Genomic DNA, 25,284 nt, shown 5'->3' on the forward strand with positions numbered 1-25,284 from the left:
ATGCAATTCTCATTCCGCAGCGCACTGCTCGGTGCCGGCCTCATGCTCACCGGCGTCGTCGCCGGACCGGTGCTCGCCAACGGCGACACCCCCGCCAGCCCACCGGCATCGGTCACCGGCAGCTCGGTCGCCACCTACTACGTGCCACTCGAGGAGACGTTCCGCGCCTTCGACAGTCGTGAGTCGTCCGGCAAACTCATCGGCGACAACGAGGGCTGCTGCGTCGAGTCGAACTCGACCCGGTTCTCCCCCATCGGATTCGACGCCGACTCCAACCGGATCGTTCCGGAAGAAGCGATCGGCGTGTCGTACAACGTGTCGGTCACCTCGACCGTCGAGAGCGGATTCCTCCAAGTCCGCCAAGCCAACATCGGCACCGCCACCACCGTGCTGGCCTGGGTCGGGGACAACCAACGTGAGAGCGCCGGCGGCTTCGTGCTCTACGGCCCCGACACCGACGGAGGCGCCGACGCGGTCGAAGTCATCGTCGGCGGCGCACCCGGCGTCGAAACCCACTTCACCTTCGAAGTGACCGGTTACCTCCTGCCGGTCAACTGACCCCGAACGCTAAGAAGCGACGCCTCACCCGAAGGCGAGGCGTCGCTTCACGCGAACGAACCGATCAGTCGTCGGCGACGGTGATCGCGACGCTGTCGATGACCACGTCGGTCTTCGGCTTGTCGCCGCCACCCGTGGCCACGTTCTGCATCGAGTCGACGATGTCGAGACCCTTCACGACCTGACCGAACAGGCTGTAGGCCGGCGGCAGGCCGACACCCGACGGGCCCGACACGATGAAGAACTGGCTGCCGTTGGTGTTCGGACCGGCATTGGCCATCGCGACCGAACCGATCTGGTACTGACCCGGCTTGGGCAGCTCGTCGTCGAACCGGTAGCCCGGGCCACCACGACCGGTGCCGGTCGGGTCGCCGCCCTGGCACATGAAGCCGTTGATGATGCGGTGGAAGATGACGCCGTCGTAGTAGTGGTTGAGCGCCAGGAACACGAAGTTGTTGACCGTCTTCGGAGCGTTGACCGCGTCGAGCGCGATCACGATCTCACCGAGCGAAGTGCTCATCGTCGCGGTGTACCGCTTCGACGGGTCGATGCCCATCTCCGGCGGCGCCGAGAACTCCTGAGTCTTGGATGCGGAGCCGTCAAAGGGCGGAAATGCTGTTGCCATGGCGACGCAGGCTAACGCGAGGACTGTCGGTCCCCGCCGGGACGTGCGTTTGACCGATCACTGCTGCGAGGACCGACGCCAGGCTTGCTCGCTGGCGCTCCCGGCGCCGGCCGGCACCACCATCGGTGGCGATCACAATGATTGTCTGCCCCCGCCAGGACGTGCGACCGCACCTCTCAGATGCGAGGACCGACGCCAGTCTTGCTCGCTGGCGCTCACTACACCGGCCGCCATGATTGTCGGTCCCCGCCGGGACGTGCGACCGCACCTCTCAGATGCGAGGACCGACGCCAGTCTTGCTCGCTGGCGCTCACTGCACCGGCCGCCATGATTGTCGGTCCCCGCCGGGACGTGCGACCGCACCTCTCAGATGCGAGGACCGACGCCAGTCTTGCTCGCTGGCGCTCACTGCACCGGCCGACGACCACCGTGGTTGACGGAATGCAGTACCTTCCGCCCCCGGCCCGAGCAGCGGTTCAGGAGCGAAGCAGCGGGAGCCCAGCACCGATCATCGGCACGGCCGACGCCGGGAGCGCCAGCGACCAAGTCTTGGCGTTCGTCCTCGCACCCGAGATCGGACAAACGCACGTCTCAGCGGGGGCGAACAGTCTTTTCAGACCCTGACTCGGCGGATCTGTTCGTAGTCGCGGGCGGCGAGCTCGAGGCCGCGCATGGCGTGCCAGGCGTAGACGCTCGCGACGACCCAGATGGCGGCGTCGACGATCAACGTGAGCGCCACGAACCCGGCGAACACGGTGTCGTCGCCGATCAGCACGAGCGGACGGGTCACGAAGCCGAGAACCCAGTGGAAGGCGACGACCGCCGACCACGTCATGATCGGCTGCGCCGAACGGCCGAGGATCTGTGCGGTCTGGCCCAGCGCCCCGAACGAGAACGCCCAACAGCCGAGGTTGACGAGCAGCGCGAACGACGTGATCGCCAGAGCTGCATCGGGGAACAGCGCGATACCGAACACCAGCACGGCCGGCCCCAGCAGGAAGAGCGTCGCCATGCCCAGCGGGTTCGGAGCATCGAGGGTGCAACGCTGCGCGTTCCACGCCTGCGCCACGCACCACAGGCCCTGCACGATCTGCATGATCAGCAGGGCGAACAGGAATGCGGTGGCCGCCTCGGCGATCTTGTCGAACGTCGCATCTGCGTCGACCGCCGCCGACAGTTCGTCGCGAACCGCCCAGATCGTTCCGGCCGACCACAACGCGGCGAGCGCCAGCGCGGCGTAGCTGGCCATGAGCACGAAGCGCAGCAGGTAGGTCGGCGCCAGGCGCCGACCCGAGAAGTCGTCGGCCATGCCGCCCAGCGGACGGACGACACTGAGCACGTTCAACACGTCTTGCTCGGTCATCCCGAAGCGATGGTCCCACCACTCCATCACCCAGCGCTCGACCCGCTTCATGTGGACGAGTTGGAGCAGCCCGGCGATCACGAGCGCAACCGGGGCCCATCCGGCGATGAGTGCCAGCGACTCACGACGAGGCTCCGATTCCTGGAATGCGTTGACGACGATGCCGAACACGAACAGGTCGGCGACGGTCAGCGACACACCCCAGGTCATCAGCCAGTGACGGGCCCGGAAGACCACACGTCCCATGTTGGTGCCGTGCGACTGGACCATCATCGCTCGCACGACGAGGAGCACGATGCCCGCGGCAACCGCTCCCGCAGCGTCGGTGTCGACGACCGTCATCACCGCGAACAGCGCACCAGCGGCAACCGGCGCGACGACCCATCCGGTCGCCCACCACCCGTTCCAGGTGTCGCGGCGGAACGACCGCCACTTGAAGTCGTCGATGATCCGACGATGACGGCTTGTCCACAGCGCGAACGTGACGTGGAGCAGCACGTACGACACCCCGATGATGAACGCGGCGAGCCGAAGCGACTCGTTGGTGCCCTGGACGCTGCCGCTGGCACCGTCGGAGATCTGGACCGACAAGATGACGGCGACCATCGCGAGGCCGGCGACGACGGCGCGGTAGGCGACGACACGTCGCGGGCGGTCACACGGAGGAAGCTCCTCCGGCTCGGTCGGGGTCACGAACCGTTCGAACGGCATCGCACCCTCGATCGGCCACTCGTCGCGCAGACCGACCAGCGACCGTTGGAGCGGCGGCGGCAGCGAGGGCTTCGGGTACGTCGTCGACATGTCGCCGATGATGTCCCGACCGGCGTGTCACCCGCCAGAGCGAATCGACGATCCTGACCAAACCTTGACGTCGAGCGGAAGCAAACTTGACCAGACGATTTGCCGCCTCACCCCCGTGTTCATTGGGTTTCCCGGCCAACGCCGTCGCCGCGCCGCAGCATGCGGTGACGTCTCGCGGTCACCCGACCACAAATACCACGCTGCGAGGCGCGCGGTCAGTTGAGTTCGTTGTAGTTGCGGATGAGCGAGTTGGAGGTGCTCTCCGCATCGTCGAGCAGCTGCTGGAGATCGGCCGACGGGTCGTCGTACACGGCGGCGATCATGTCGGCGATCACCTGGCGTACCTCACGCTGCGGTCCGAGCGCGGGTCGCGTCTGCGACGGGTCGGTCACCGGGGCGACGAGCTGATCGAACGACACCCGGAAACGCGGGTCGTCCTCGTACAACGACTTGATCGGGTCGAGGTCGAGCGCGTCGGTACGGATCGGCACGTAGCCCGTTTCGGCAGCCCACGTCGACTGCGACTGCGCGAGCGACAGGAACTCGACGAACTTCCACGCCGCGGCCGACGCCACGTCGCCCTTGTCGGCGGGGATCCAGAGCGCCGCTCCACCGACCTGCGCCGCCGGTTGATCGCTCGGGCCCGGCAGGAACCCGACACCGATGTCGTCACCGGTGAGGCCGTTGCCGAGTCCGTCGTCGAGCGCGTCGAGCACCTGTGAGATCGCCGCCGAGGTCGACACCGTCATCGCACCGGCTTCCTGCGGATCGGCGATCTTCAAGAAGGCGGGCACGCCGCCGGCGTTCTCGCCGACGTTGAACGACAGCCCCTCGACGTTCATGTCGCGGAGATGGGTGAGGATCGCCAGACCGGTCTCGTTGGCGAACAACGCTTCGGTGGCGCGCCCATCGCGTCCGTTGCCCTGGTCGACGAACGGCACCGACGAACGACCGAACCACTGCTCGAACCGTCCGGCCGCCGAGTCACGACCGACGTCGACCACGATGCCGTACGTCGCCGCACCCGAGTCGACGATCTGCCGCGACGTCGCCTCCAACTCGTCGAACGTCAGCGGCGGCGAGTCGGGGTCGAGGCCGGCCGCTTCGAACGCCAGCTTGTTGTAGAAGAGCACCGGCGACGACACGTTGAACGGAACACCCCACTGGATGCCGTCGTAGCTGTAGGCCTCGATCGCCCGCGGGAGGAACTCGTCGGTGGCGAAATCGGTCGCCTCCATGCACGCCTGCACCGGCACGAACGTGTCGGACTCGGCGAACGCCTGCACGACGAACTCGGGGGCGAGCAGCAGTTCGGGCCGCTCGCCGACGCCGAGGTTGAAGTAGTTGTCGATCGTGTTCTCGTAGTCGGTCTGGTTCTCGATCGACACGCGCACCTGGTCTTGGCTGGCGTTGAACTCGTCGGCGAGCGAGTCGAGCGCTTCCTCGAGCGGCGCGGCGAGGCCGATCCAGAGCGTGACGTCGACCGTCTCGTCGACACCGTCGAGCGCCGTGGGGGTACACGCCGGGTACTCGGCGAGCGGCGACACCGTCGTCTCGGTCACGGTCTCGGCAGGGTCGCTGGTTGCGGGGTCGCCGGACTCGGGCTCGTCGGAGTCGGGCTCGCCGGCGCCGTCGGTGGCCGGCGGCGTGTCGTCGGCGGCGGGCGCGTCGTCGGCCGGGTCGGAGGCAGCGGGTGCCGGCTCGGCGGCGGGCGCGTCGTCGCGTCCGGCGTCGATGGCGGAGTTGCCGTCGCTGCACGCCGTGGCGACGAGCGCACCGACGGTCAGGAACGCAGCAACTCTCAGCGAGAACGTTCGATTCATGCGTTGCATTGTCGCAGGGTCATCCTTTCACCGCACCGGCGGTCAGCCCGCGGACGAGTTGTCGTTGGAACAGCACCAGCGCGATCACGATCGGTACGGCGGCGATCACGGTGCCGGCCATGACGAGGTTGGGTTCGTTGAGTCCCGACTTGCCGAGCAGTCGCAGGCCGCTCTGCACGGTGTGCTGGTCGTCGCGAGTGACGACCTGGCTCGGCCACAGGTACTGGTTCCACGACGCGAGGAAACTGAACAGTGCCAGCGCGCCGAGCGTCGGGCGCACGAGCGGGATCGCGACGTGGCGGAGATAGCCGATGTGGCCGAGGCCGTCGACGCGGGCAGCGTCACGCAACTCGCTCGGGAGGGTGAGCAAGGCCTGGCGGATGAGGAACGTGCCGACCGCGCTCGCCATGAACGGCAGCGCCAGCCCGCGGATCGTGTTGATGCCGCCGAGCCATTCGATGGTGTCGAGGTTGACCACCACGGTCGCTTCGAACGGCACGAGCAGCGTCGACAGGAACAGTGCGAACCCGACTCGACGACCGGGGAACCTCAGGTGTGCGAACGCATAGCCCGACAGCATCGACGTGACCACCTGGGCGATCGTGACGAGCATCGCAACGAGGAACGAGTTCCAGAGGTAGCGGCCCAGGCGCCCCTCCGTCCACGCCTTGGCGATCACGCCGAACGTCGGCTCGCCGGGGATGAGACGGCGGTCGAGCACTCGGTCACTCGGCGAGAACGCGGCGAGCACCGTCGTGTACACCGGGAACAGCACGGCGGCCGCGATGACGACGAGCAGCGCGTAGCGCAACACCCGTCGGATGCCCCGGGGTTCGTCCCACGCCCGCGCCCGGCCCGCCGCGAGGATCGCCGACGTTCCGGTCGGCGGTGCCGTCGGGTCGGCGTTCTGCACCATCGACTCAACCGACATCCGACATCCTTCGTCCGATGCCGCGCACCTGCAGCGCCGACAGGGCGAGCAACACCACGAACAGCAGCACCGCGCTGCCGGCCTGCAGTCCGGCGTCGGCCTCGATCGGTGTGTCGCCGTAGATGAGGTAGGCCAGCGTGGTCGTCGCCTCCTGCGGGCTCGGTCCGCCGTTGGTGAGCAGGTCGACCTCGCCGTAGGTCTGGAACGCTCGGGTGAGCAGCACGATCACGATGAACAGCAGCGTCGGACCGAGCAGCGGCACGGTGATCTTCCAGAAGCGCAACGTGCCCGACGCACCGTCGACCGCGGCGGCTTCGTGGAGTTCACGCGGGATCGACTGCAACGACGCCGTGACCAGGATGAACGTGAACCCGAGCCCGGCCCACACGCTCGACAACGCCACAGCGAACAGCGCGGTGCCCGAGTCCTCGAGCCAGCCGGGGTTCTTGACCGACGGGAACAGATTCTGGAACCACGAAATGTTGGCCAACGAGCCGACCGATGGTTGGAGGAGGAACAGCCACATGAGGCTGGCGACGGCGACCGACGTGGCGATCGTCGAGGAGAACACGGTCCGGAAGAACGAGATGCCGCGCAGCATCTTGTCGGCCAGCACCGCGAGGCCGACGCCGAGCACCAATCCGAGGGGCACCGAGATCAGCGCGAACTTGGCGGTGACGACCAACGCGTTCTGAAACTCCGTCGATCGGAACAGGTCGAGGTATTGGTCGAACCCGTTCGACCGGCAGACGTCGCCGCGTGTGTTGCAGCGCTGCTGCCCGAGCCACACGGCACGGCCGAGCGGGTAGAGGATGAACGTGCCGAGGATGAGCGCCGACGGGAGCAGCATCGGGATCGCAATGGCGAGATCCCGCCACGTCCACGACCGCTTCCGCTCCATCACCTGCGCGACTGTAGGTCCGCCGAGGCAAACGCAGCGTGAACACCACACGAATCCCGCACGTCAGGATGATTTCTGCCCAGGCTCGAAATCGTCGCGTCAGGATGATTTCTGCCCAGGCTCGATGTCGCCGCGACAGGATGATTTCTGCCCAGGCTCAAAATCGTCGCCACAGGGTGATTTCTGCCCAGGCTCAACATCGTCGCGGGAGGGTGATTTCTGCCCAGGCTCGATGTCGTCGCGGGAGTCAGGCGTCGGGGGCCGGGGGCTCGAAGGCTCGGCGGGGGCGGTCGGCGCCGGGGAACATGTCGATGCCGGTCTCTCGGAGATGTTCGGCACGAGTGTGCGCGTGGCCCACGTGCTGCAGACCGAACGCCTGCTGCTGACTGATCTGGAAACCCTGCGCGTCGAGCGTCTGATTGACGGCGAGCTTGGCGAGCTTCAGCGAGAACGACGGCTTCGCCGCGATTCGCCCGGCCATCGCGAGCGCGAAGTCGTTCAACTCGTCACGCGGCACCACGTGGTTGACCATGCCGAGGCGGTGCGCCTCGGCAGCATCGATCACGTCGCCGGTGAAGAGCAGCTCCTTGGCCTTGCGGATCCCGAACTCCCACGGGTGGTTGAACCACTCGACGCCGTTCACCCCGAACTCGACCGTCATGTCGCGGAAGCTGGCGTCGTCGGACGCGATGATGATGTCGCACACCCACATCAGCATGAGTCCGCCGGCGATCACGTTGCCCTGCACGACGGCGATCGTCGGCTTCGGGATGTCGTGCCAGCGCCGACACATGTGGAGGTAGCTCTCCTCCTCGTAGGCCATCAGCCCCTCGGCGCCGCCTCGCGTGTCGGACCCACCGACCCAGATCGGCTCGGCGTCGTACTGACCGGGACCCTTGAGGTCGTGCCCGGCCGAGAAGTGCGGCCCGTTCGCGGCGAGCACGATGCACTTCACCGAGTCGGTTCGCGCCGCCCGCGTGAACGCATCGTTGAGCTGATACGTCATCTGTTTGTTCTGTGCGTTGCGCGCCTCGGGGCGATCGAGGGTGATGACCGCGATGGCTCCGTCATCGACCTCTTCGTAGGTCACCATCGGCTTGGCGGCGTCGTTCTCGGTCTTGTCGTTGCTCACCCTCGCACTCTCGCAGTACGGCGCAGACCGGAGCGAAGCCGACGAGGCTCGCCACGGTGTGACATGACGCTCACCGCGGGAATGAGCGATCAGGTCAGGTGGGGTGGTAACTCGCGACCGGCCAGACGGGCAGCGACCGCCGCCATCGCGAGGTACGGAGCGCGATGCTCGACCTCGAGTTCGGCCAGGTGCCCCTCGACCGTGGCCCAGTCGCCGCGAGCCACGGGGCCGGTCAGCTGAGAGCGAGCACCGTGTTCGGCCACGTTGTCGAGCGTGGTGCGCATCAGCCGCCAGAACGCCTCCGGGTCGATACCGAGACCGTCGGCGAGCTGCTCGACCTCGGAGCACAGCGCCACGAGGTGATTCGACGCGATCGAGGCCGTGGCGTGATAGCGGACCCGGTCGGCATCGACGACCGAGAACCCGACGCCGCCGAGGACGTCGACGACTCGCTCGACGATGGGGTCACCGGCGATGGCGAAGCGGCAGCGATCGAGCAGACGCCGTGACCCGGTCACGGCATCGGGCAACGACATGAGCGGATGGATGGAGCCGCGACGCGAGTGCGGTGCGAGCACATCGAGCGTGCGCGAACCAGAACAGTGAGCGATCACGGCGTCGCCGGGCCGGATTGCCGCGGCGACGGGAGCGATCTGGTCGTCGGGAGTGCACAGCAGCACGAGGTCGACGTCGGCCGCTGCGTCGGCGATGTCGGCCTCGCGAGCCAGCACCTCGACGCTCGCTCCCGATCGACCGAGTGCGGTGGCGAACGATCCGCCGGCGCGGCCAGCGCCGAGGATGCGCACCTGCAACGCCGATTCGTCGGCCACGCCTCGATCTGTCATCACGCCAGTCTGGCGTGCACGACCACGACTCGACCGACGGCCGCTTCGTCCCGGACTCCGCTGTTCCGGCAGCATCGCGAGATGAGCGAGTACACGCAGATCACCGTCGACGACCGGGATGAGATCCGGGTCATCACGCTGAACCGTCCCGACAAGTTGAACGCCTGGACGCCGACGATGAACGCCGAACTCATCGACGCGTTCCAAGACGGCAACGCCGATCCGGCGATCGGTGCGTTCGTCGTGACCGGCGCCGGTCGAGGCTTCTGCGCCGGGGCCGACGTGAGCGAGGTCTTCAAGGCCCAGATCGAAGGCGACGACGCTGCCGACGACACCGCGTCCGGGAGCGATTCGACGACGGACGACACGCCTCGGCGACGGGTCGACTGGGTGTCGTTGATGCGGTCGTCCAAACCGGTCGTCGCGGCGATCAACGGCGCGTCGATCGGCGTCGGTCTCACCCTCGTGTTGTCGATGGACTTCCTCGTCGCTCACCCTGCAGCGAAGCTCTCGGCTCGCTTCGTGAAGATGGGCGTCGTGCCGGAACTGGCGTCGTCGCACTTCCTGGTCCAGCGCTGTGGTTGGGGCAACGCCTCCGATCTCGCGCTGTCGGGCCGCACCGTCCTCGGCGACGAAGCACTCGCGCTCGGCCTGGTCGACGAGGTGGCCGACGACGTCGTCGAGGGGGCGATCCGCCGAGCGAAGAGCTACGCCGAAAACGCTCCGGCCTCCGTGCAGTTCGCCAAGCAGTTGCTCACCGAGAACGGCACCGAACCCGATCTCGCGCTCGTTCAACGCCGCGAACTCACCGCGCTCGACCAGGCGTACCAGACCCCCGAGCACCACGAAGCCGTCGCCGCCTTCATGGAACGACGCGCACCGAAGTTCCGCTGACGCGCTCGGTTTCGCTGCGCCGAGCGGTCAGGTCGACGACCCGAGCGATCCGAGCGACCCGACGGTGAGCATGCCGATCGCCGCGTATTCCCGTCGAGGGCACAAAAGCTGTCACGCGGCCCGACCCGTTGAACACGGGGCCCGCCGATAGGGTGAATCCACAGTTTCTTCCATCACCATTTTTCGGCACCAGCGTCGGAGAATCCGGGGAAAGGGCAGCCAATGTTCGAACGCTTTACCGACAGGGCCCGCAGGGTCGTGGTGCTCGCGCAGGAGGAAGCGCGCCTGCTGAACCACAGCTACATCGGGACCGAGCACATCCTCCTCGGGTTGATCCACGAAGGTGAAGGTGTCGCAGCGAAGGCGCTCGAGTCGCTCGGCATCTCACTCGAAGCCGTGCGCAGCCAGGTCGAGGAGATCATCGGTCAGGGCGGCTCGTCGCCGTCGGGCCACATTCCCTTCACGCCGCGTGCCAAGAAGGTCCTCGAGTTGTCGCTGCGTGAAGCACTGCAGCTCGGCCACAACTACATCGGCACCGAGCACATCCTCCTCGGCCTCATCCGTGAGGGTGAAGGCGTCGCCGCACAGGTCCTCGTCAAGCTCGGCGCCGACCTGTCGCGAGTGCGCCAGCAGGTCATCCAGTTGCTCTCGGGCTACCAGGGACCAGCCGGAAGCTCCGGTTCGGGTTCGAGTTCCGGGTCGGGCAGCCGCGAGGGCGCCGCTGCCGGGGTGGGCCCCGGTTCGAAGGAAGGCGACGAGAAGGGTGGCAACTCCCAGATCCTCGACCAGTTCGGCCGCAACCTCACCGAAGCCGCTCGCGAAGGTCAGCTCGATCCGGTCATCGGCCGCAGCAAAGAACTCGAGCGGGTCATGCAGATCCTCTCGCGTCGCACCAAGAACAACCCGGTGCTCATCGGTGAGCCCGGCGTCGGCAAGACCGCCATCGTCGAAGGCCTCGCCCAGAAGATCGTCAACAACGACGTTCCCGACACGCTCACCGGCAAGCAGCTGTACACGCTCGACCTCGGCGCACTCGTCGCCGGCTCGCGTTACCGCGGTGACTTCGAAGAGCGACTGAAGAAGGTCCTCAAAGAGATCAAGTCGCGCGGCGACATCCTCCTGTTCATCGACGAGATCCACACCCTCGTGGGTGCCGGTGCCGCCGAAGGCGCGATCGACGCCGCGTCGATCCTGAAGCCGATGCTCGCCCGCGGTGAGCTCCAGACGATCGGTGCGACCACCACCGAGGAGTACCGCAAGCACGTCGAGAAGGACGCCGCACTCGAGCGTCGTTTCCAGCCGGTCAAGGTCGACGAGCCCACGCTGGCCCACACGATCGAGATCCTCAAGGGCATCCGCGATCAGTACGAGAGCCACCACCGGGTCACCATCACCGACCAGGCGCTCGTCGCCGCGGCGAACCTCGCCGATCGGTACATCTCCGATCGTCACCTTCCCGACAAGGCGATCGATCTGATCGACGAAGCTGGCTCACGTCTGCGCATCAAGCGCATGGCCACGCCGCCCGACCTGCGCGAGATCGAGACCAAGCTCCTCGAGGTCCAAGAGGCCAAGAAGACCGCCGTCGAAGATCAGCAGTTCGAAGAGGCCGGCCGCCTCCGTGACGAGGAGAAGAAGCTCCTCGAGGAGAAGGCCGAGAAGGAAGCCGAAGTCAAGGCCGACGGCGTCGACCTGTTCGACGAGGTCGACGAAGAGGCCGTGGCCGAGGTGCTGTCGCTCTGGACCGGCATTCCGGTCTACAAGCTCACCGAAGAAGAGACCGAGCGTCTCCTCCACATGGAAGACGAGCTGCACAAGCGGATCATCGGCCAGGAGAACGCCATCAAGGCGGTCAGCCAGTCGATCCGTCGTACTCGTGCGGGCCTCAAGGACCCGAAGCGTCCGTCGGGTTCGTTCATCTTCCTCGGCCCGACCGGCGTCGGCAAGACCGAGCTGGCCAAGACGCTCACCGAGTTCTTGTTCGGTGACGACCAGTCGATGATCACGCTCGACATGTCGGAGTACATGGAACCGCACGCGGTGAGTCGCCTCGTCGGTTCGCCTCCCGGCTACGTCGGCTACGAAGACGGTGGCCAGCTCACCGAGGCCGTGCGACGCAAGCCGTTCTCCGTCGTGCTCTTCGACGAGATCGAGAAGGCGCACCCCGACGTGTTCAACACGCTCCTCCAGATTCTGGAAGAGGGTCGCCTGACCGACTCGCAGGGTCGTTCGGTCGACTTCCGCAACACGGTGCTGATCATGACCTCGAACCTGGGTACGCAGGATCTGCGCAAGGCCAACGTCGGCTTCAACACCGGCGACACCGCCATGAGCTACGAGCGCATGAAGGAGAAGGTCAACGAGTCGCTGAAGTCGCACTTCCGTCCGGAGTTCCTCAACCGCATCGACGAGACCATCGTGTTCCACGAGCTCGCTCACCACGAGGTGTTGCAGATGGTCGACATGCAGATGGAGCGTCTGGTCAAGCAGCTCGAAGGCCAGGGCCTCGGTATCGAACTGAAGCAGGAAGCCAAGGAACTGCTCGCCGATCGCGGGTACGACCCGACGCTCGGCGGACGTCCGCTGCGCCGTGCGATCCAGCGTCACATCGAAGATGCGCTGTCGGAGAAGATCCTGTACAAGGACTTCTCGGCCGGTGAGATCATCGTGGTCGACGTCGAGGACGATCCCGAACGCGAGGGCGAGAAGCGCTTCACGTTCGAGGCGGTCGAGGGCTTCGTGCCGCCGGCCTCGGTCGAACTCGAACTGACGGCGACGGAGAAGCCGGCCCCGCCGGTCGAGGGTGGCGAACTCCCGCCGCCTCCTCCCGAGTCCGAGTGACCGGGTCGGCGCCACGCCGACACCGAGATCGAGATCAAAAACACTCCGGGTGTTCGCTTCCGAGCGAACCCCGGAGTGTTCTGGTTTTCGCCCGCTTCCACGCAAGTTGGTTACATCGCTCCCGGAGCGCCGTAATCAACTCTCGGCTGACGTCCTTGCACATCAACGACTCGAGGTCCACCCTCCGCTGAGAGCACGGCGTCCAACGACCACTCACGGCGCGAAAGTTGGTTACGTCGCTCCCGGAGCCGCGTCACCAACTCGCCGACAAAGATGGTTACGTCGCTCCCGGAGCGCCGTAATCAACTCTGCAGGAGAACGGTGAGGTCTTCCGCCGGATCTGGCCAGAACTGGTGGAGACCTTTCATGTCGACGGTGCGGCATCTACCAACCGCTGACATGTCGGCATCTACGCTGCGGGGATGGCACCGAGCAGAAGCCGGCGGGCGAGGGCGTCGCGCAAGCGCAAGCGACGGATGGATGCCGCCGACAACGATCTGACCGACGAGCAGTGGATCGTGTTGCAAGAGGCTTGGCGCGGGTGTGCGTACTGCGGTGCGGTGGGTCCTGCGCTCCAGAAGGACTGTGTGCTCCCGTTGTCGCGGGGTGGCCGCTACACGATCACCAACGTCGTCCCGGCCTGCCGTTCGTGCAACGCCAGCAAGTGCAACGACGAGGTGACCGGCTGGATGCGCCGAAAGAAGCTCGACGAGCGGGCGTTCCTGCTGCGGCATCGAGACATCTCCGTCGCCGCGGCCGAGCACTTCGCCGCCGCAGCACCGGCCGACGATGCGAGCGACTCGACGGTCGAGACGATCATCTGACGCCGAGGTCGCGTCGACCCACGTGACGTCGGTCGGTTAGGGCCTTTGGTCGGTGGTCGCCACGTTCGAACGGCAGCAGACTGGGAGCGTGACATCGATCTTCTCGGCCCGTCGACGCCCATGGGCAGCACTGTGTGCCGCAGCGCTCCTCGCCGTGTCGTCGTGCGGCGGCGACTCGGGTGCCGACGGAGCTCGACTGCCCGAAGTCGACCTCACCGATGCCGACGGCAACGTCGTGCCATCGGCGTCGCTCGTCGGAGAGCCACTCGTCGTCAACTTCTGGTACAGCACGTGTCCGCCGTGCACGAAGGAGATGCGCGAGTTCGCCGCCGTTCACGCCGAACGCGGCGACGACGTTCGCTTCATCGGGATCAACCCGCTCGACGACGGTCCGAGCATGGTCGAGTTCGCTGCGGAACGGGGCGTCACCTACGAACTGCTCCGTGACGAGTTGGCCGAGATGCAGACCGAGCTGGAGATCACGTCGTTTCCGGTGACGCTGTTCGTCACGTCCGACGGCACGATCCTCGAACAGACCGGGGTGATCGACGAGGCAGGCCTCGAGTCGCGTATCGACGAACTCCTCGACGCCGACGGCGATGCGAGCGCGTGAACCGATGATCGAGCGGTCAGACCCGATGCACCGAGCGGCCCGGCAGGCGATGCCAACCGTGCCATCCCGGCGAGCCGGCGATCAACCACAGCAGGACGAGGCCGACCACCTCGGTCAGGTGCACCGACTCGGCGAGCGCGCTCCGGCCTCCGGCGGCCACATCGAGCACGGCGCTGACGAGCATGGTGGCGATGAGGGCGCCGGCGAACGGCAGCATCCCGATGGCCCGGGTCGGCTTCCACGCCACGAACGCGAAACCGACGCCCAGGGCGACGCCGAACGCGCCGAGGTGACGGGCGAGGTGTTCGTCGGCGCCGTCGACACGACCGAGCACGAGCGCCGCCACGTTCTGGATCACGGTCACCGCTGCGAGCCAGGCGAGCGCGGGGCGCAGCCAGCCACCTCGACCCAGCGTTGCCGGGCGCACGCGATCGGTCACGAGCGCCACGAGGTTCGGTACGGGTTCGGCCGGTCGCAGACGCACCTGTCGATGCAGACGACGCATCCGGCGCTCCAACATCACGCAGTCGGCGCATCCGTCGAGGTGCGCGTCGAGTCGCTGCTGTTCGATGTCGGTCGTCTCACCGTCGGTCGCTGCGGAGATCAGTTCGAGAGCATCGTCACAGGAGAGCGCGTGTCGCATACCGGACTGGTCGCCTGTCGTTCCCGTCTGGTTCCCGGAGTTCGATCATGAGCGCGATGCAGCGCACGACCCGACTCCTCCTCGAGGCGCAGGCCGGCGATCACGACGCGCTCGCCCGCTTCATCGCCGCCACGCAGGTGGAGGTGTGGAACCTGTGCCGCTACCTCGGCGATGCCCGCGACGCCGACGACCTCGCGCAGGAGACCTACGAGCGCGCGATCTCGTCGATCCACCGGTTCCGCGCCGACGGGTCGGCCCGATCGTGGATCCTGTCGATCGCTCGTCACGTCTGCGCCGATCACGTCCGTCGGGCTCAGCGTCGTCGAGCGCGAGATGGCCGCTACACCGCCACGGCCACAGCGGGCGGCGGGGTCGGTTCGGTGGTCGATGCCGACGACACCGCTCGCGTCGACCTCGACCTGCTGCTCGACGGGTTGAGCAGCGACCGACGTGAAGCGTTCGTACTCACCCAGGTGCTCGGCATGTCGTACGAAGACGCCGCCGAATCGTTGGGCTGCCCGATCGGCACCATCCGGTCGCGCGTCGCGCGGGCACGCCTCGACCTGATCGACATGACCGCGCCCCACCCGGAGCACGACGAACACGACGTACGCGACGGACCGAATTCTTCGGGATCGACGGGAACCGACTCCGCCCGAGAAGCGACCTGACCGCGCCCCACCCGGAGCACGACGAACACGACGTACGCGACGGACCGAATTCTTCGGGATCGACGGGAACCGACTCCGCCCGAGAAGCGACCTGACCCACGTGAGCATGCGCCTGTCTTCTTCGCGTCCGTCCCGCCGATCCCGACGTCGGCTCGGTGTGACCGCCCTCGCCGTCGCGCTCGTTGCGACGGCGTGCGGTGGTGACGACGGCGCCGACGAACTCTCCGGCATCACCCGCAGCCCCGCCCCGCTCGTCAACGCCGTCACGTTGCCGTCGATCAGCGAACCGGGCGACGAGGTCAACTTCGAAGCCGACCCAGGCGAGCTCAAGGCGGTCTACTACGGGTTCACCAACTGCCCGGACGTGTGCCCGACGACGATGGCCGACCTGACCGTGGCGCTGCGCAAGATGGGCGACGAGGCCGACAAGGTCGACGTCGTGATGGTGACGGTCGATCCCGACCGCGACCTCGACGTGCTCGACGCCTACGTGACCAGCTTCGTCGACGACGCGGTGGCCGCAGGCACGACCGACCTGGAGTTGCTGCGGGCGTCGGCCGAACCGTTCGGCGCGAACTGGGAGGTGCGCACACTCGACGACGGCACGATCGAGGTCGACCACTCCCCCTTCCTCTACCTGGTGAACGACGCCGGCGAGCTCGTCCTCAGCTGGCAGTTCGGAGCGTCGTCCGACGACATGAGCAACGACATGCTGACCCTCCTCGATCGCTACGACGCCTGACCGACACGATGCCGATGCCCGCGCTCCCACGAACCACGACACGCTCGCTGACACGCACGCAGTCCCGCACGGGGTCGCGGTCGTCGCGCTGGCTCGCATCGGGAGCGATCGTCGTCGGGCTGCTCGTTTCGGGTTGCGGCTCGAACGCCGACGACGCGGGTCCCGGCTTCTCCGCGACCGACACGGCGGAATCGGCGACGTACGAGTACACGATCCCGGTCGGCGCCGGCGTCGCACTCGACGAGGGAACACCGCTCTCGATCCTGCCCGCCGAGCTCGAGGTGACGGTCGGCGAGACGATCAAGATCGTCAACGAGGACGACCGCGGCCACAACGTCGGCCCCTGGTTCGTCGGCGCCGGCGAGACGCTGCGTCAGGCGTTCACGTCGGAAGGCGAGTTCGAGGGGAGCTGCACGGTGCATCCGTCGGGCACCTTCGTGCTCCACGTCGAAGCATGACCCTCGTGATCGGTCGCCCGCCCGCGACGCGCCAGCGACTCGCTGCCGTGTTCGCCGCACTGATCGTGGTGTTGGGGATCGGCGACACGGTCTTCGCCGACCCGGCAGGACCCACCGACTATCGGTCGGAGATCGTGTCGATCGAGCCCCCCACGCCGTCGATCGCGGTCGAGATACTCGGCGGTGATTCGTTCGTCGAACTCACGGCCGCGCCCGGCACCGAGGTCGTGCTCGACGGCTACGACGCCGAGCCGTACCTCTGGTTCCAGACCGACGGGACCGTGCTCGAGAACCGAGCCTCTCGAACTGCCTACCTCAACGAGTCGCGCTACGGCAGCGACGTGCCGCCCGACGTGTCGGCCGACGCCGAACCCGACTGGGTCGAAGTGGGCGACGCCGGCCGATACGCCTGGCACGACCATCGAGCTCACTGGATGCAGCCGATCCGCCCCGCCGGCAAGAGCCCTGGGGATCAGATCGTCGAGGCCGTGATCCCCATGGTGGTCGACGGCGGCGACGTGTTGGTGACGGTGTCGAGCACCTGGCTCGCCGAGCCGTCGCCGGTGCCGCTGGGCCTCGGCGTACTCGCCGGGCTGACCATTGCCGCCATCGGGATCGGCGTCGGTGTCGTCGGTCGTCGAGCGGGGTGGCGGTTCGCCGTCGTTCCGTTGGCCGTGCTGACGCTGGTCGTCGGCTGGTTGCAGTTCCGTTCGCTTCCCTCCGAGACCGGGCCGCGACTCGTGTGGTGGGCGCTTCCGGCCCTCGCCACAGCGGCGGCGTCGGTCGCCGTCTGGTTCACACGCCGTGATCGATTCGTCGCCTCGGCGGCGACCCTGATCGCCGGCAGTCAGCTCGCGATCTGGGGATGGATCAAACGCGACGGTCTCACCGCAGCGATCGTCCCGACCGATGCCCCCGGCTGGCTCGATCGAGCAACGACCGTCGCCGGCCTGGTCGGTGGCGCCGCCGTGGCCGCCATCGCACTCTGGGAGCTTTTTGCAGGATCTCGGGAACTTCCTGCGTCCGGCTGACGACCTGCACGGCGTGAACACGACAACGACTCCCCGATTCCGACGCTCCGCCGCGCTGCTGATCGCAGTGGGCCTCGGTCTCTCCGCCTGTGGCTCCGACGACGCGAGCTCCGACGACTCCATCGCCGATGCTCCCGCCGAAGTCGGCGAGGTCACGATCGCCGACGCCTGGTCGCGCCAGCCCGCCGACGGCCAGAGCGCGTCGGCGGTGTACGGCGTCGTCACCAACGGCACCGGCGAGACGATCACGGCGGTCGCGGCCACGACCAATGTGAGCGACTCGGTCGAACTGCACGAAGTGATCATGAACGACGACGACACGATGACGATGCAGGAGAAGGAAGGCGGCTACGAGATCGCTGCCGGGGAGTCCCTCACGTTCGAGCCGGGTGGCGCTCACATCATGGTGCTCGACATCGATCCGGCCGAGTACCCCGACACCGTCGACGTCGAGCTCGAGTTCGACAACGGTGAGAAGTTGGCCTTCACCGCCGAGGTCCGCTCGCTCGACATGGACGGCGACATGGACATGGATCACGACATGGACGGCGAGATGGACATGGACGGCGAGATGGAGATGGACAGCGAGATGGAGATGGACAGCGACAGCTGAGCCTTCTCGGCCGTGACGGAGGACGCGCCGCACCCGGCGCGTCCTCCCCGGCGGTCGCTCTCCCACACTTTTTCGCCGGGCTCCAACGGTCGGGGCGTCTCGGCCGTCATACTTGGCGTGTGGCATCGACGACGGCGGGAGCGATCAACACGTCTGCGCTCCGGCGGATACTGACTGCCGTCGTCGGCATGCTCCTGCTCACGGCCTGCCAGGTCGACGTGGTCGTCGACGTCACGGTCGAGCCCGACGGAACCGGCTCGATGACCGTCACGGTCACCGCCGACGCCGAACTCGTCGAGCGGGTCCCGACGATCGCCGACGATCTCGTGCTCGACGACATCGCCGAGGCGGGCTGGGTCATCGACGGCCCGACCGACACTCCCGACGGTGGCCTCGTGCTCACCTTCACCCATCCGTTCTCTGGCGCCGACGAGGCGACCAATCTCCTCAGGAGTCTCGGACCGCCGTTCAACGACCCGCGGCTCGGACGCGGCAGCGCCGGCGACGTCACGACCAACACGCTCACCGGCAACTTCGGCCTGCCCGACGGCTTCGCCACGTTCGCCGACAGCGACCTGATCAGCGCCGTCGGCGACGTACCGTTCGCAGCCGAGTTCACCGCATCGGGAGCCACCCCGGAGAACTCGATGACCGCGGTCATCCGCGCCACACTTCCCGGTGAGATCGTCGACGACGAGACCAACGCGGTCGAACTCGACGACGGGCGACTCGAATGGACGATCCCGCTCGGCGACGGCGCGATCACCGAAGTCCGTGGACGCACCGAGCAGGCACCGTCGGCAGGCGGCTCCTGGGCTCGTCCGCTCTCGATCGTCGCGCTCATCGCACTCATCGCCTGGGTCGTGTTCATGGTGGCCTTCATCGGCTTCGTGACGTTCGCCAGGTGGCGCCGCTCGCGCGGGTACCGACGCCGCCCACTCTGATCCGCTCCGACGGCAGCACGCCGCCGCATCGCACACGAGGCGCGTCACGGCTGCAAGTCACCGCCCGCGACCTGCGGGTTGTGGCATGGTGGTCGCCATGACGGGCCCCCGGATCGGACACCGCGGTTGACCGCGCCGACGCTGCTCGACGATCTCGTCGCCCGTGGAGAGCGACGTACGGTCTCCGACGGCGACACCCTCTGCTCCGAAGGTGAGATCAGCACCGACGCCTTCGTCGTGGTGGCGGGTGCGCTCGACGCCGAGGTCGGCGGTCACGGCGGGTCGATCTGCGTGGCCACTCACCGAGCAGGGTCGATCGTCGGCGAGATCACCACCATGATCGGCGGGCGACGCACGGCGACGCTCCGGGCCAACGGCGCGACCGAGGTGATCGTGGTGACCGCCGACGATCTGCGCGCCGCGTTCGACGCGCACCATGACGAAGCGGCGGCCGCCCTCACGGCAGCTCGCGAACGCACCGACCGCTCGCGCGTCGCCGCGCTCCTCTCCGACGAGCTCCGCGCCCCCGACAGCGCCGCCATCGCGGCGATCGCCAACCGGGTCACCTGGGCCTCGATCGACGCCGGCGAGACGCTCTTCCGTCGCGGCGACGTCGCCGACGCCGCCTACCTGGTGGTGAGCGGCCGGCTCGCCATCACCGAACGGGTCAGCTCGACCGAACAGCATCAGGCGACTCATCCACCGACCCGTCAGGCCGGGTCCGACCGACGCACCATCGGCGGGCACGCCGACCACATCGAGGTCGGGCGCGGCGGCATCGTCGGCGAGTTCGGTCTGCTCGAGGCGCGCGAACGATCCGCCACCGTCATCGCCCTGCGCGACACGTCGCTCGCCAGACTCAGCGCCGACGACTTCCGCGCCCTCACCATCAGCCACACCTCGCTGGCCATGGGACTGATCCGGCGCATCCTCGACCGAGCCGGTGACGAGAACAGCGAGTCGACCACCGCGCGCACCTTCGCCCTCGCCATCACTGCCGACGTCGACGACACCACGCACGACACCATCGTCGACACGATGGCGACCACGCTGGTGCAGTGCGGGCCGAGCACGGTGCTCTCACCGTCGATCATCGACGAACAGCTCGGCCAGCGGGGCATCGCCGACACCGCGCCCAATTCGTTCGGCGAGATCCGCCTCGCCGAACTGATCCACCAGACCGAGACCGGGGTCGACCACGTGATGTTCGACGCCGGACCTCAGCGAGACGGCGCCCGCTACGACCACTGGACGGCTCGCACCCTGCACCACGCCGACCAACTGGTGATCATCGTCAGCCCCGATCCCGACGACGACGAGTCCCGTCGGATCACCGCGTTGATCGACGACACCCCGACGCGCATTCCCGTCTGGCTCGCCGTCCTCCACGACGCCTCCACGACCCGCCCGGAGGGGGCGACGCTCCTTCGCGAGCGGTTCCGCGCCGACGAGGTCCATCATCTGCGCGGTACCGAACCGCAGCACCTCGCTCGCCTTGCGCGGCTCAGTGCCGGTCGAGGTGTCGGCCTCGTCCTGAGCGGCGGCGGTGCTCGCGGCCACGCGCACATCGGCGTGTACCGGGCACTCACCGAGCAGGGGATCCCCGTCGACCGCGTCGTCGGCGCCTCGATGGGATCGATCGTCGCGGCTGCCATCGCCCAGGGTCACGGCCCCGACCAGGTACTCACCGACATGCGTGAAGGCGCCAGCGACCTCCTCGACTACACGCTCCCGCTCGTGTCGCTGATCAAGGGCGAGCGCATCGTCGACGTGCTCGAAAGGCAGTTCGACGGATGGGACATCGCCGACCTGTGGATCCCGTTCGCGTGCCCGAGCACCAACCTGACCACCGCCGAGGTCATGGTCCACACGACCGGCCCGGTCACCGCAGCGATCCGCGCCTCGGTTGCGATTCCCGGCGTGCTCCCGCCCGTCGTCTACGACGGTCAACTCCTCGCCGACGGCGGCGTCCTGGAGAACCTACCGGTCGCGTTGCTCGGCGACGATCCGTCGGTCGGCACCGTCATCGCGAGCGACGTGGCCCCGACGCTCGGGCCGAGTGCGCCCGACGACTACGGTTTCCACGTGTCCGGGTGGTCGGTTGCCAAGAGCAGATTCCTGCCCACGTGGGTGCCCACCTGGCTCGGCGGGCACGGTGTCGAGCCCCAGCCGGCGTATCCCGGCGTCACCGGCACGCTCCTCCGATCGATGCTGATCGGCTCGTCGCGAAGCCGCGACGCGCACCTCGCCTCTGGCGTGATCGACCTGTACCTCGATCTCGATCTCACCGACCTCAACATCCTCGACTTCGATGCCGTCGACGAGGCCGCCGAGCGCGGCTACACCACATCGATCGACCGCATCGCCGACTGGGTCGACCAGCGAGGAGGTGCACCGTGTTTCGGATGACGCTGAGCGACCTGCGCTACCGGGCACGCCGAGTCGGGCTCGTCACGGTGCTCGTCGCGCTCGTCCTCACCCTGCTCTACCTGATGACCGGCCTCGCCCACCATCTCAAGACCGAACCGGGGCGCGCCGTCGACCGCATCGGCGCATCCACCTGGATCCTCGCCGACGGCGTCGACGGCCCCTTCACCGCTGCGTCGGTGCTGCCGATCAGCGCACGAGACGAACTCTCCGCGACGTTCGACGGTGTCGTCGAGCCGTTCGTCGTGTCGCGAGGCGCACTGCTCCCCAGCCCCGACGCCGAGAAGGTCGAGGTGCAGCTGGTCGGCCACGGCATCGGCAAGCTCGGTCAGCCACAGCTCACCGACGGGGTCGCCGTCAGCGGGCCGGGCGAGATCGTGCTCGACTCCTCGCTCGACGTCTCGATCGGCACCGAGGTCGAGATCGGCGTCGAACGCTTCACCGTGGTCGGGCTCACCTCCGACAGCACCGTGCTCGCCGGACAGGCGTTCGGATTCATCGACCTCACCGACGCGCAGCGCATCGCGTTCCAGAGCGACCAGGTCGTCACCGGATTCCTCACCGACCGCCCGGCATCGTTCGTCGCCGGCTATTCGTTCAGCTCCGCCGACGCCGTCGCCGACGAGACACTCGGGCCGATCGAGTCAGCCGTCGCGTCGATCGACCTCATCCGCATCCTGCTGTGGTTCGTCGCCGCGATCGTGATGGGCGCCGTCATCTACCTCACCGCCCTCGAACGCGAACGCGACTTCGCCGTCCTCAAGGCCGTCGGCGCCAGCGGCCGATCGCTCGGCGCCGGGCTCGCACTACAAGCCGTGATCGTCGCACTGCTGGCCTCGCTCATCGGCGCCATCGCGGCGAAGCTGATCGAACCCGTCTTCCCCCTTCCGGTCACGATCCCGACCTCGGCACTCTTCACCGTGCCGCTCGTCGCCGTCTGCGTCGGCCTCGTCTCGGCGATGCTCGGCGTCCGCAAAGTCAACCGCACCGACCCGGCGGAGGCATTCAGCTGATGACCGACAATCGCTCCGACATCGGCCTCGTCGTCACCGACCTCGTCAAGGAGTACGAAGGCGACGGCTACGTCGTCCGACCGCTCGACCACCTCAGTTTCACCGCCGCGCCAGGCGAACTCGTCGTGCTGCTCGGGCCATCGGGATCCGGCAAGTCGACGCTGCTGTCATGCCTCGGCGGCATGCTCTCCCCCACCTCCGGTTCGATCAAGCTCAACGAGATCGACGTGACCGGGTCGTACAAGAAGCACCTCGACACCTACCGCAAGAAGCACGTCGGCTTCGTGTTCCAAGGCTTCAACCTCATCCCGTCGCTCAACGCTCGCGAGAACGTCGCCGTCCCACTCATCGTGTCGAAGGCGTGCTCCCGAGCCGACGCACTCCGCCGCGCCGACGAACTGTTGGAGCGCGTCGGGCTCGGCGACCGCACCAAGCACAAGCCCTCGCAACTCTCCGGCGGACAACAGCAACGCGTCGCCGTCGCCCGCGGCCTCGTCACCGACCCCGACCTCCTCATCGCCGACGAACCCACCGCCAACCTCGACCACATCCAAGCCGAAGCCGTCATCGGACTCTTACGCGAACTCCGCTCGGCCGGTCGGGTCATCGTCGTGTCGACCCACGACGCACGCCTCATCCCCGTCGCCGACCGAGTCGTTCGGATGACACCCGAAGGCATCGAACCCGACCGAGGCGCCCACGAGGTCACCTTCACCGCCGGCACCGAGATCTTCCGCCAGGAAGACCCACCCGAGTACGTGTACACGATCACCTCCGGACAGATCGACATCGTCCGCGAACTGGCCGACGGCAACCGCGAACCGCTCGCATCGCTCGGCCCCGGCCAGTACTTCGGCGAACTCGGCGCCATGCTCGGCTTCCCCCGTTCCGCCACCGCCATCGCCGCCACCGACGTCGTCCTCACCGCCATGCCACCCCACGAGTTCCGCCAACAAGTCGAAGGCTGAAACGTCGACCGTCGCCGACCTGGTTATGTCCATCCGGGATGGACATAACCAGGTTGTTCGAACGGGTGTTCGACTCTGAGGTACCCCGGTGCCATGATGTTGCCCATGGCCGGGAAGAGCTCCAAGATCAAGACCACGTTCGCCTGCACCGAGTGCGGCGCCCAGAGCCCCAAATGGGCCGGGCGCTGCACCGAATGCGGTGACTGGAACACCCTCGTCGAAGAGATCACCGGCGGTGACGACCCGGCCGACCTGCCGCTGCCGTCGACCAAACGGTCGGGCCCGATGCGCATCGGCGACGTGCCCACCGATCTCGCCCGCCCCATCTCCACCGGGATCGACGAACTCGACACCGTGCTCGGCGGTGGCCTCGTCGCAGGCTCGGTCACCCTCCTCGGCGGCGAGCCCGGCATCGGCAAGAGCACGCTGCTGCTCCAACTCCTCGCCGCCCGGTCGGGCACCACGCTCTACGTCAGCGCCGAAGAGAGTGGCCAACAGGTCCGACTCCGCGCCGAGCGCCTCGACGCCATCCGGCCCGACCTGTGGCTGCACGCCGAAACGGCACTCCCCCACATCATCCAGGCGATCGACGACACGCAGCCCGAACTGGTCGTCATCGACTCGATCCAGACCGTCGCCGACCCCGCCCTGTCGTCGCCGCCCGGCAGCGTCGGCCAGGTTCGCGGCTGCGCGCACCGCCTGGTGACCGAAGCCAAAGACCGCAACATCGCCATCGTGCTCGTCGGCCACGTCACCAAAGACGGCAACCTGGCCGGCCCGCGAGTGCTCGAGCACGTCGTCGACACCGTGCTCCAGTTCGAAGGCGACCGCCACCATGCGCTGCGCCTGCTCCGCGCCGTCAAGCACCGTTTCGGACCCACCAACGAACTCGGGCTCTTCGAGATGGTCGGCGCCGGCCTCGTCGCCGTCCCCGACCCGTCGACGCTGTTCCTCGCCGATCGCCGGACCGGCGTCCCCGGGTCCGCCGTGGTCCCCACCATGGAAGGACGCCGGCCGATCGTGCTCGAACTGCAAGCGCTCACCAACGAAGCCATGCCCAACGTTCCGGCGCGTCGCAGCGCCCAAGGTCTCGACAGCGGCCGCATGTCGATGCTCATGGCGGTCCTCGGGCGACGCGGACGCCTCAAGGTCGGCGAGCAAGACATCTACGCGTCTGCCGTCGGTGGGGCCAAGGTCACCGAACCCGGCCTCGACCTCGGTCTGTGCCTGGCGGTGGCAAGCGCCATGCGAGACACGCCGCTGCCCGCTGATCTCGCCGTGTTCGGCGAAGTCGGCCTCGGCGGTGAAGTCCGGCAGGTGAGCCACGCGCAGCGCCGCGTCACCGAAGCGGCGCGCCTCGGATTCAAGCGAGTCATCGTGCCGGCGAAGTCACCCGAGCCCGACGACGAACTCGGGGCCCAGGTGCGACTCATCCGCGTCCAGACCGTGATCGAAGCGCTGCGCGCCGCCGGGCTCGACGGCAGCGCCGACTCGGGGTTGCGCGCCGTCTGAGCAGCAGGTCGACGTGAGTTCATCGAGCGTTTGCAGTTCTCCCGACGACCGATTTCGCGCCGCCCTCTACACTGGGGCCATGGAGACGCGTTTCGGGAGTGCCAACGAGGA

The 25,284-nt window shown here is 67.6% G+C and carries 23 protein-coding genes; 15 read left to right on the forward strand and 8 right to left on the reverse strand.

From position 1 onward, the window contains the following. Nucleotides 1–558: a hypothetical protein gene (locus tag YM304_RS18465; protein ID WP_015443246.1), complete on the forward strand. Its 558-nt coding sequence runs from the start codon at nt 1–3 to the stop codon at nt 556–558. 64 nt (nt 559–622) lie between these two features. Here YM304_RS18465 and YM304_RS18470 read toward each other — a convergent pair whose 3' ends face one another. The 7 genes from YM304_RS18470 to YM304_RS18500 form a co-directional block, all read right to left on the reverse strand. Next, nucleotides 623–1,183, reverse strand: a complete 561-nt coding sequence (locus YM304_RS18470; protein ID WP_154723543.1) for a peptidylprolyl isomerase — start codon at nt 1,181–1,183, stop codon at nt 623–625. Nucleotides 1,184–1,796: 613 nt separating this feature from the next. After that, nucleotides 1,797–3,347 carry a hypothetical protein gene (locus tag YM304_RS18475; protein WP_015443248.1) on the reverse strand — a complete coding sequence of 517 codons (1,551 nt, stop codon included), beginning with the start codon at nt 3,345–3,347 and terminating at the stop codon, nt 1,797–1,799. 215 nt (nt 3,348–3,562) lie between these two features. Next, nucleotides 3,563–5,170, reverse strand: a complete 1,608-nt coding sequence (locus YM304_RS18480; RefSeq protein WP_154723544.1) for an ABC transporter substrate-binding protein — start codon at nt 5,168–5,170, stop codon at nt 3,563–3,565. Nucleotides 5,171–5,189: 19 nt separating this feature from the next. Further along, complete coding sequence (locus tag YM304_RS18485) at nt 5,190–6,101, reverse strand: carbohydrate ABC transporter permease (RefSeq protein ID WP_051071500.1); 912 nt, start codon at nt 6,099–6,101, stop codon at nt 5,190–5,192. Then, nucleotides 6,091–7,002, reverse strand: coding sequence for a carbohydrate ABC transporter permease (locus tag YM304_RS18490; RefSeq protein ID WP_015443251.1), 912 nt, complete (start codon nt 7,000–7,002; stop codon nt 6,091–6,093). Before YM304_RS18490 ends, YM304_RS18485 begins: the two co-directional genes overlap by 11 nt. A gap of 247 nt (nt 7,003–7,249) precedes the next feature. Next, nucleotides 7,250–8,095, reverse strand: coding sequence for an enoyl-CoA hydratase (locus tag YM304_RS18495; protein ID WP_051071610.1), 846 nt, complete (start codon nt 8,093–8,095; stop codon nt 7,250–7,252). A gap of 128 nt (nt 8,096–8,223) precedes the next feature. Further along, nucleotides 8,224–8,979, reverse strand: coding sequence for a DUF2520 domain-containing protein (locus YM304_RS18500; RefSeq protein WP_041298433.1), 756 nt, complete (start codon nt 8,977–8,979; stop codon nt 8,224–8,226). An 81-nt stretch (nt 8,980–9,060) separates the two neighbouring features. Here YM304_RS18500 and YM304_RS18505 point away from each other — a divergent pair, with 81 nt between their 5' ends. The 4 genes from YM304_RS18505 to YM304_RS18520 all read left to right on the forward strand — a co-directional run bounded on the left by YM304_RS18505 (nt 9,061) and on the right by YM304_RS18520 (nt 14,151). Next, nucleotides 9,061–9,873, forward strand: a complete 813-nt coding sequence (locus tag YM304_RS18505; protein WP_015443254.1) for an enoyl-CoA hydratase/isomerase family protein — start codon at nt 9,061–9,063, stop codon at nt 9,871–9,873. 222 nt (nt 9,874–10,095) lie between these two features. Then, entirely contained in the window at nt 10,096–12,714 is a 2,619-nt protein-coding gene (locus tag YM304_RS18510; protein WP_015443255.1) for an ATP-dependent Clp protease ATP-binding subunit, read from the forward strand. 422 nt (nt 12,715–13,136) lie between these two features. Next, on the forward strand, nt 13,137–13,538 hold the full coding sequence (locus tag YM304_RS18515) for an HNH endonuclease (RefSeq protein WP_015443256.1): 402 nt from the start codon (nt 13,137–13,139) through the stop codon (nt 13,536–13,538). An 88-nt stretch (nt 13,539–13,626) separates the two neighbouring features. After that, nucleotides 13,627–14,151, forward strand: coding sequence for a TlpA family protein disulfide reductase (locus YM304_RS18520; RefSeq protein WP_015443257.1), 525 nt, complete (start codon nt 13,627–13,629; stop codon nt 14,149–14,151). Between the two features lie 16 nt (nt 14,152–14,167). On the opposite strand, the gene YM304_RS23105 is transcribed toward YM304_RS18520, so the two are convergent. Beyond that, entirely contained in the window at nt 14,168–14,794 is a 627-nt protein-coding gene (locus tag YM304_RS23105) for a zf-HC2 domain-containing protein (protein WP_015443258.1), read from the reverse strand. 47 nt (nt 14,795–14,841) lie between these two features. Between YM304_RS23105 and YM304_RS18530 the strand changes: the two genes are divergently transcribed. The 10 genes from YM304_RS18530 (at nt 14,842) to radA (ending at nt 25,173) form a co-directional block, all read left to right on the forward strand. Then, on the forward strand, nt 14,842–15,465 hold the full coding sequence (locus tag YM304_RS18530; RefSeq protein ID WP_015443259.1) for a sigma-70 family RNA polymerase sigma factor: 624 nt from the start codon (nt 14,842–14,844) through the stop codon (nt 15,463–15,465). A 157-nt stretch (nt 15,466–15,622) separates the two neighbouring features. Then, on the forward strand, nt 15,623–16,207 hold the full coding sequence (locus YM304_RS18535; protein ID WP_051071501.1) for an SCO family protein: 585 nt from the start codon (nt 15,623–15,625) through the stop codon (nt 16,205–16,207). Nucleotides 16,208–16,221: 14 nt separating this feature from the next. Continuing rightward, entirely contained in the window at nt 16,222–16,665 is a 444-nt protein-coding gene (locus tag YM304_RS18540; RefSeq protein WP_154723546.1) for a cupredoxin domain-containing protein, read from the forward strand. Then, entirely contained in the window at nt 16,662–17,696 is a 1,035-nt protein-coding gene (locus YM304_RS25130; protein WP_015443262.1) for a hypothetical protein, read from the forward strand. Before YM304_RS18540 ends, YM304_RS25130 begins: the two co-directional genes overlap by 4 nt. Nucleotides 17,697–17,709: 13 nt before the next feature. Continuing rightward, complete coding sequence (locus YM304_RS18550; RefSeq protein WP_015443263.1) at nt 17,710–18,309, forward strand: copper chaperone PCu(A)C; 600 nt, start codon at nt 17,710–17,712, stop codon at nt 18,307–18,309. Between the two features lie 119 nt (nt 18,310–18,428). Continuing rightward, nucleotides 18,429–19,253 (forward strand): hypothetical protein, encoded by an 825-nt coding sequence (locus YM304_RS18555; RefSeq protein WP_015443264.1) that lies wholly within the window; start codon nt 18,429–18,431, stop codon nt 19,251–19,253. A gap of 126 nt (nt 19,254–19,379) precedes the next feature. Beyond that, nucleotides 19,380–21,662 carry a patatin-like phospholipase family protein gene (locus YM304_RS18560; protein ID WP_041298436.1) on the forward strand — a complete coding sequence of 761 codons (2,283 nt, stop codon included), beginning with the start codon at nt 19,380–19,382 and terminating at the stop codon, nt 21,660–21,662. Further along, the gene (locus YM304_RS18565) at nt 21,659–22,693 is read left to right on the forward strand and encodes an ABC transporter permease (protein ID WP_015443266.1); all 1,035 of its coding nucleotides are present in this window, start codon (nt 21,659–21,661) and stop codon (nt 22,691–22,693) included. The genes YM304_RS18560 and YM304_RS18565 overlap by 4 nt, the downstream gene beginning before the upstream one ends. Then, nucleotides 22,693–23,661 (forward strand): ATP-binding cassette domain-containing protein, encoded by a 969-nt coding sequence (locus YM304_RS18570; protein WP_015443267.1) that lies wholly within the window; start codon nt 22,693–22,695, stop codon nt 23,659–23,661. The genes YM304_RS18565 and YM304_RS18570 overlap by 1 nt, the downstream gene beginning before the upstream one ends. A gap of 105 nt (nt 23,662–23,766) precedes the next feature. Then, complete coding sequence (gene radA / locus YM304_RS18575) at nt 23,767–25,173, forward strand: DNA repair protein RadA (protein ID WP_015443268.1); 1,407 nt, start codon at nt 23,767–23,769, stop codon at nt 25,171–25,173. Nucleotides 25,174–25,284 lie beyond the last annotated feature (111 nt).

It is taken from the genome of Ilumatobacter coccineus YM16-304 (assembly GCF_000348785.1).
Lineage (GTDB): Bacteria > Actinomycetota > Acidimicrobiia > Acidimicrobiales > Ilumatobacteraceae > Ilumatobacter_A > Ilumatobacter_A coccineus.

What these genes read in the sequence shown, in the direction of transcription:
- YM304_RS18470 (WP_154723543.1), bottom strand. Translation starts at nt 1,183, where the DNA reads ATGGCAACAGCATTTCCGCCCTTTGACGGCTCCGCATCCAAGACTCAG.
- YM304_RS18570 (WP_015443267.1), top strand. Translation starts at nt 22,693, where the DNA reads ATGACCGACAATCGCTCCGACATCGGCCTCGTCGTCACCGACCTCGTC.
- YM304_RS18505 (WP_015443254.1), top strand. Translation starts at nt 9,061, where the DNA reads ATGAGCGAGTACACGCAGATCACCGTCGACGACCGGGATGAGATCCGG.
- radA (WP_015443268.1), top strand. Translation starts at nt 23,767, where the DNA reads ATGGCCGGGAAGAGCTCCAAGATCAAGACCACGTTCGCCTGCACCGAG.
- YM304_RS18540 (WP_154723546.1), top strand. Translation starts at nt 16,222, where the DNA reads ATGCCCGCGCTCCCACGAACCACGACACGCTCGCTGACACGCACGCAG.
- YM304_RS18565 (WP_015443266.1), top strand. Translation starts at nt 21,659, where the DNA reads ATGACGCTGAGCGACCTGCGCTACCGGGCACGCCGAGTCGGGCTCGTC.
- YM304_RS18510 (WP_015443255.1), top strand. Translation starts at nt 10,096, where the DNA reads ATGTTCGAACGCTTTACCGACAGGGCCCGCAGGGTCGTGGTGCTCGCG.
- YM304_RS18475 (WP_015443248.1), bottom strand. Translation starts at nt 3,347, where the DNA reads ATGTCGACGACGTACCCGAAGCCCTCGCTGCCGCCGCCGCTCCAACGG.
- YM304_RS18490 (WP_015443251.1), bottom strand. Translation starts at nt 7,002, where the DNA reads ATGGAGCGGAAGCGGTCGTGGACGTGGCGGGATCTCGCCATTGCGATC.
- YM304_RS18480 (WP_154723544.1), bottom strand. Translation starts at nt 5,170, where the DNA reads ATGAATCGAACGTTCTCGCTGAGAGTTGCTGCGTTCCTGACCGTCGGT.
- YM304_RS25130 (WP_015443262.1), top strand. Translation starts at nt 16,662, where the DNA reads ATGACCCTCGTGATCGGTCGCCCGCCCGCGACGCGCCAGCGACTCGCT.
- YM304_RS18465 (WP_015443246.1), top strand. Translation starts at nt 1, where the DNA reads ATGCAATTCTCATTCCGCAGCGCACTGCTCGGTGCCGGCCTCATGCTC.
- YM304_RS23105 (WP_015443258.1), bottom strand. Translation starts at nt 14,794, where the DNA reads ATGCGACACGCGCTCTCCTGTGACGATGCTCTCGAACTGATCTCCGCA.
- YM304_RS18530 (WP_015443259.1), top strand. Translation starts at nt 14,842, where the DNA reads ATGAGCGCGATGCAGCGCACGACCCGACTCCTCCTCGAGGCGCAGGCC.
- YM304_RS18485 (WP_051071500.1), bottom strand. Translation starts at nt 6,101, where the DNA reads ATGTCGGTTGAGTCGATGGTGCAGAACGCCGACCCGACGGCACCGCCG.
- YM304_RS18495 (WP_051071610.1), bottom strand. Translation starts at nt 8,095, where the DNA reads ATGGTGACCTACGAAGAGGTCGATGACGGAGCCATCGCGGTCATCACC.
- YM304_RS18515 (WP_015443256.1), top strand. Translation starts at nt 13,137, where the DNA reads ATGGCACCGAGCAGAAGCCGGCGGGCGAGGGCGTCGCGCAAGCGCAAG.
- YM304_RS18500 (WP_041298433.1), bottom strand. Translation starts at nt 8,979, where the DNA reads ATGACAGATCGAGGCGTGGCCGACGAATCGGCGTTGCAGGTGCGCATC.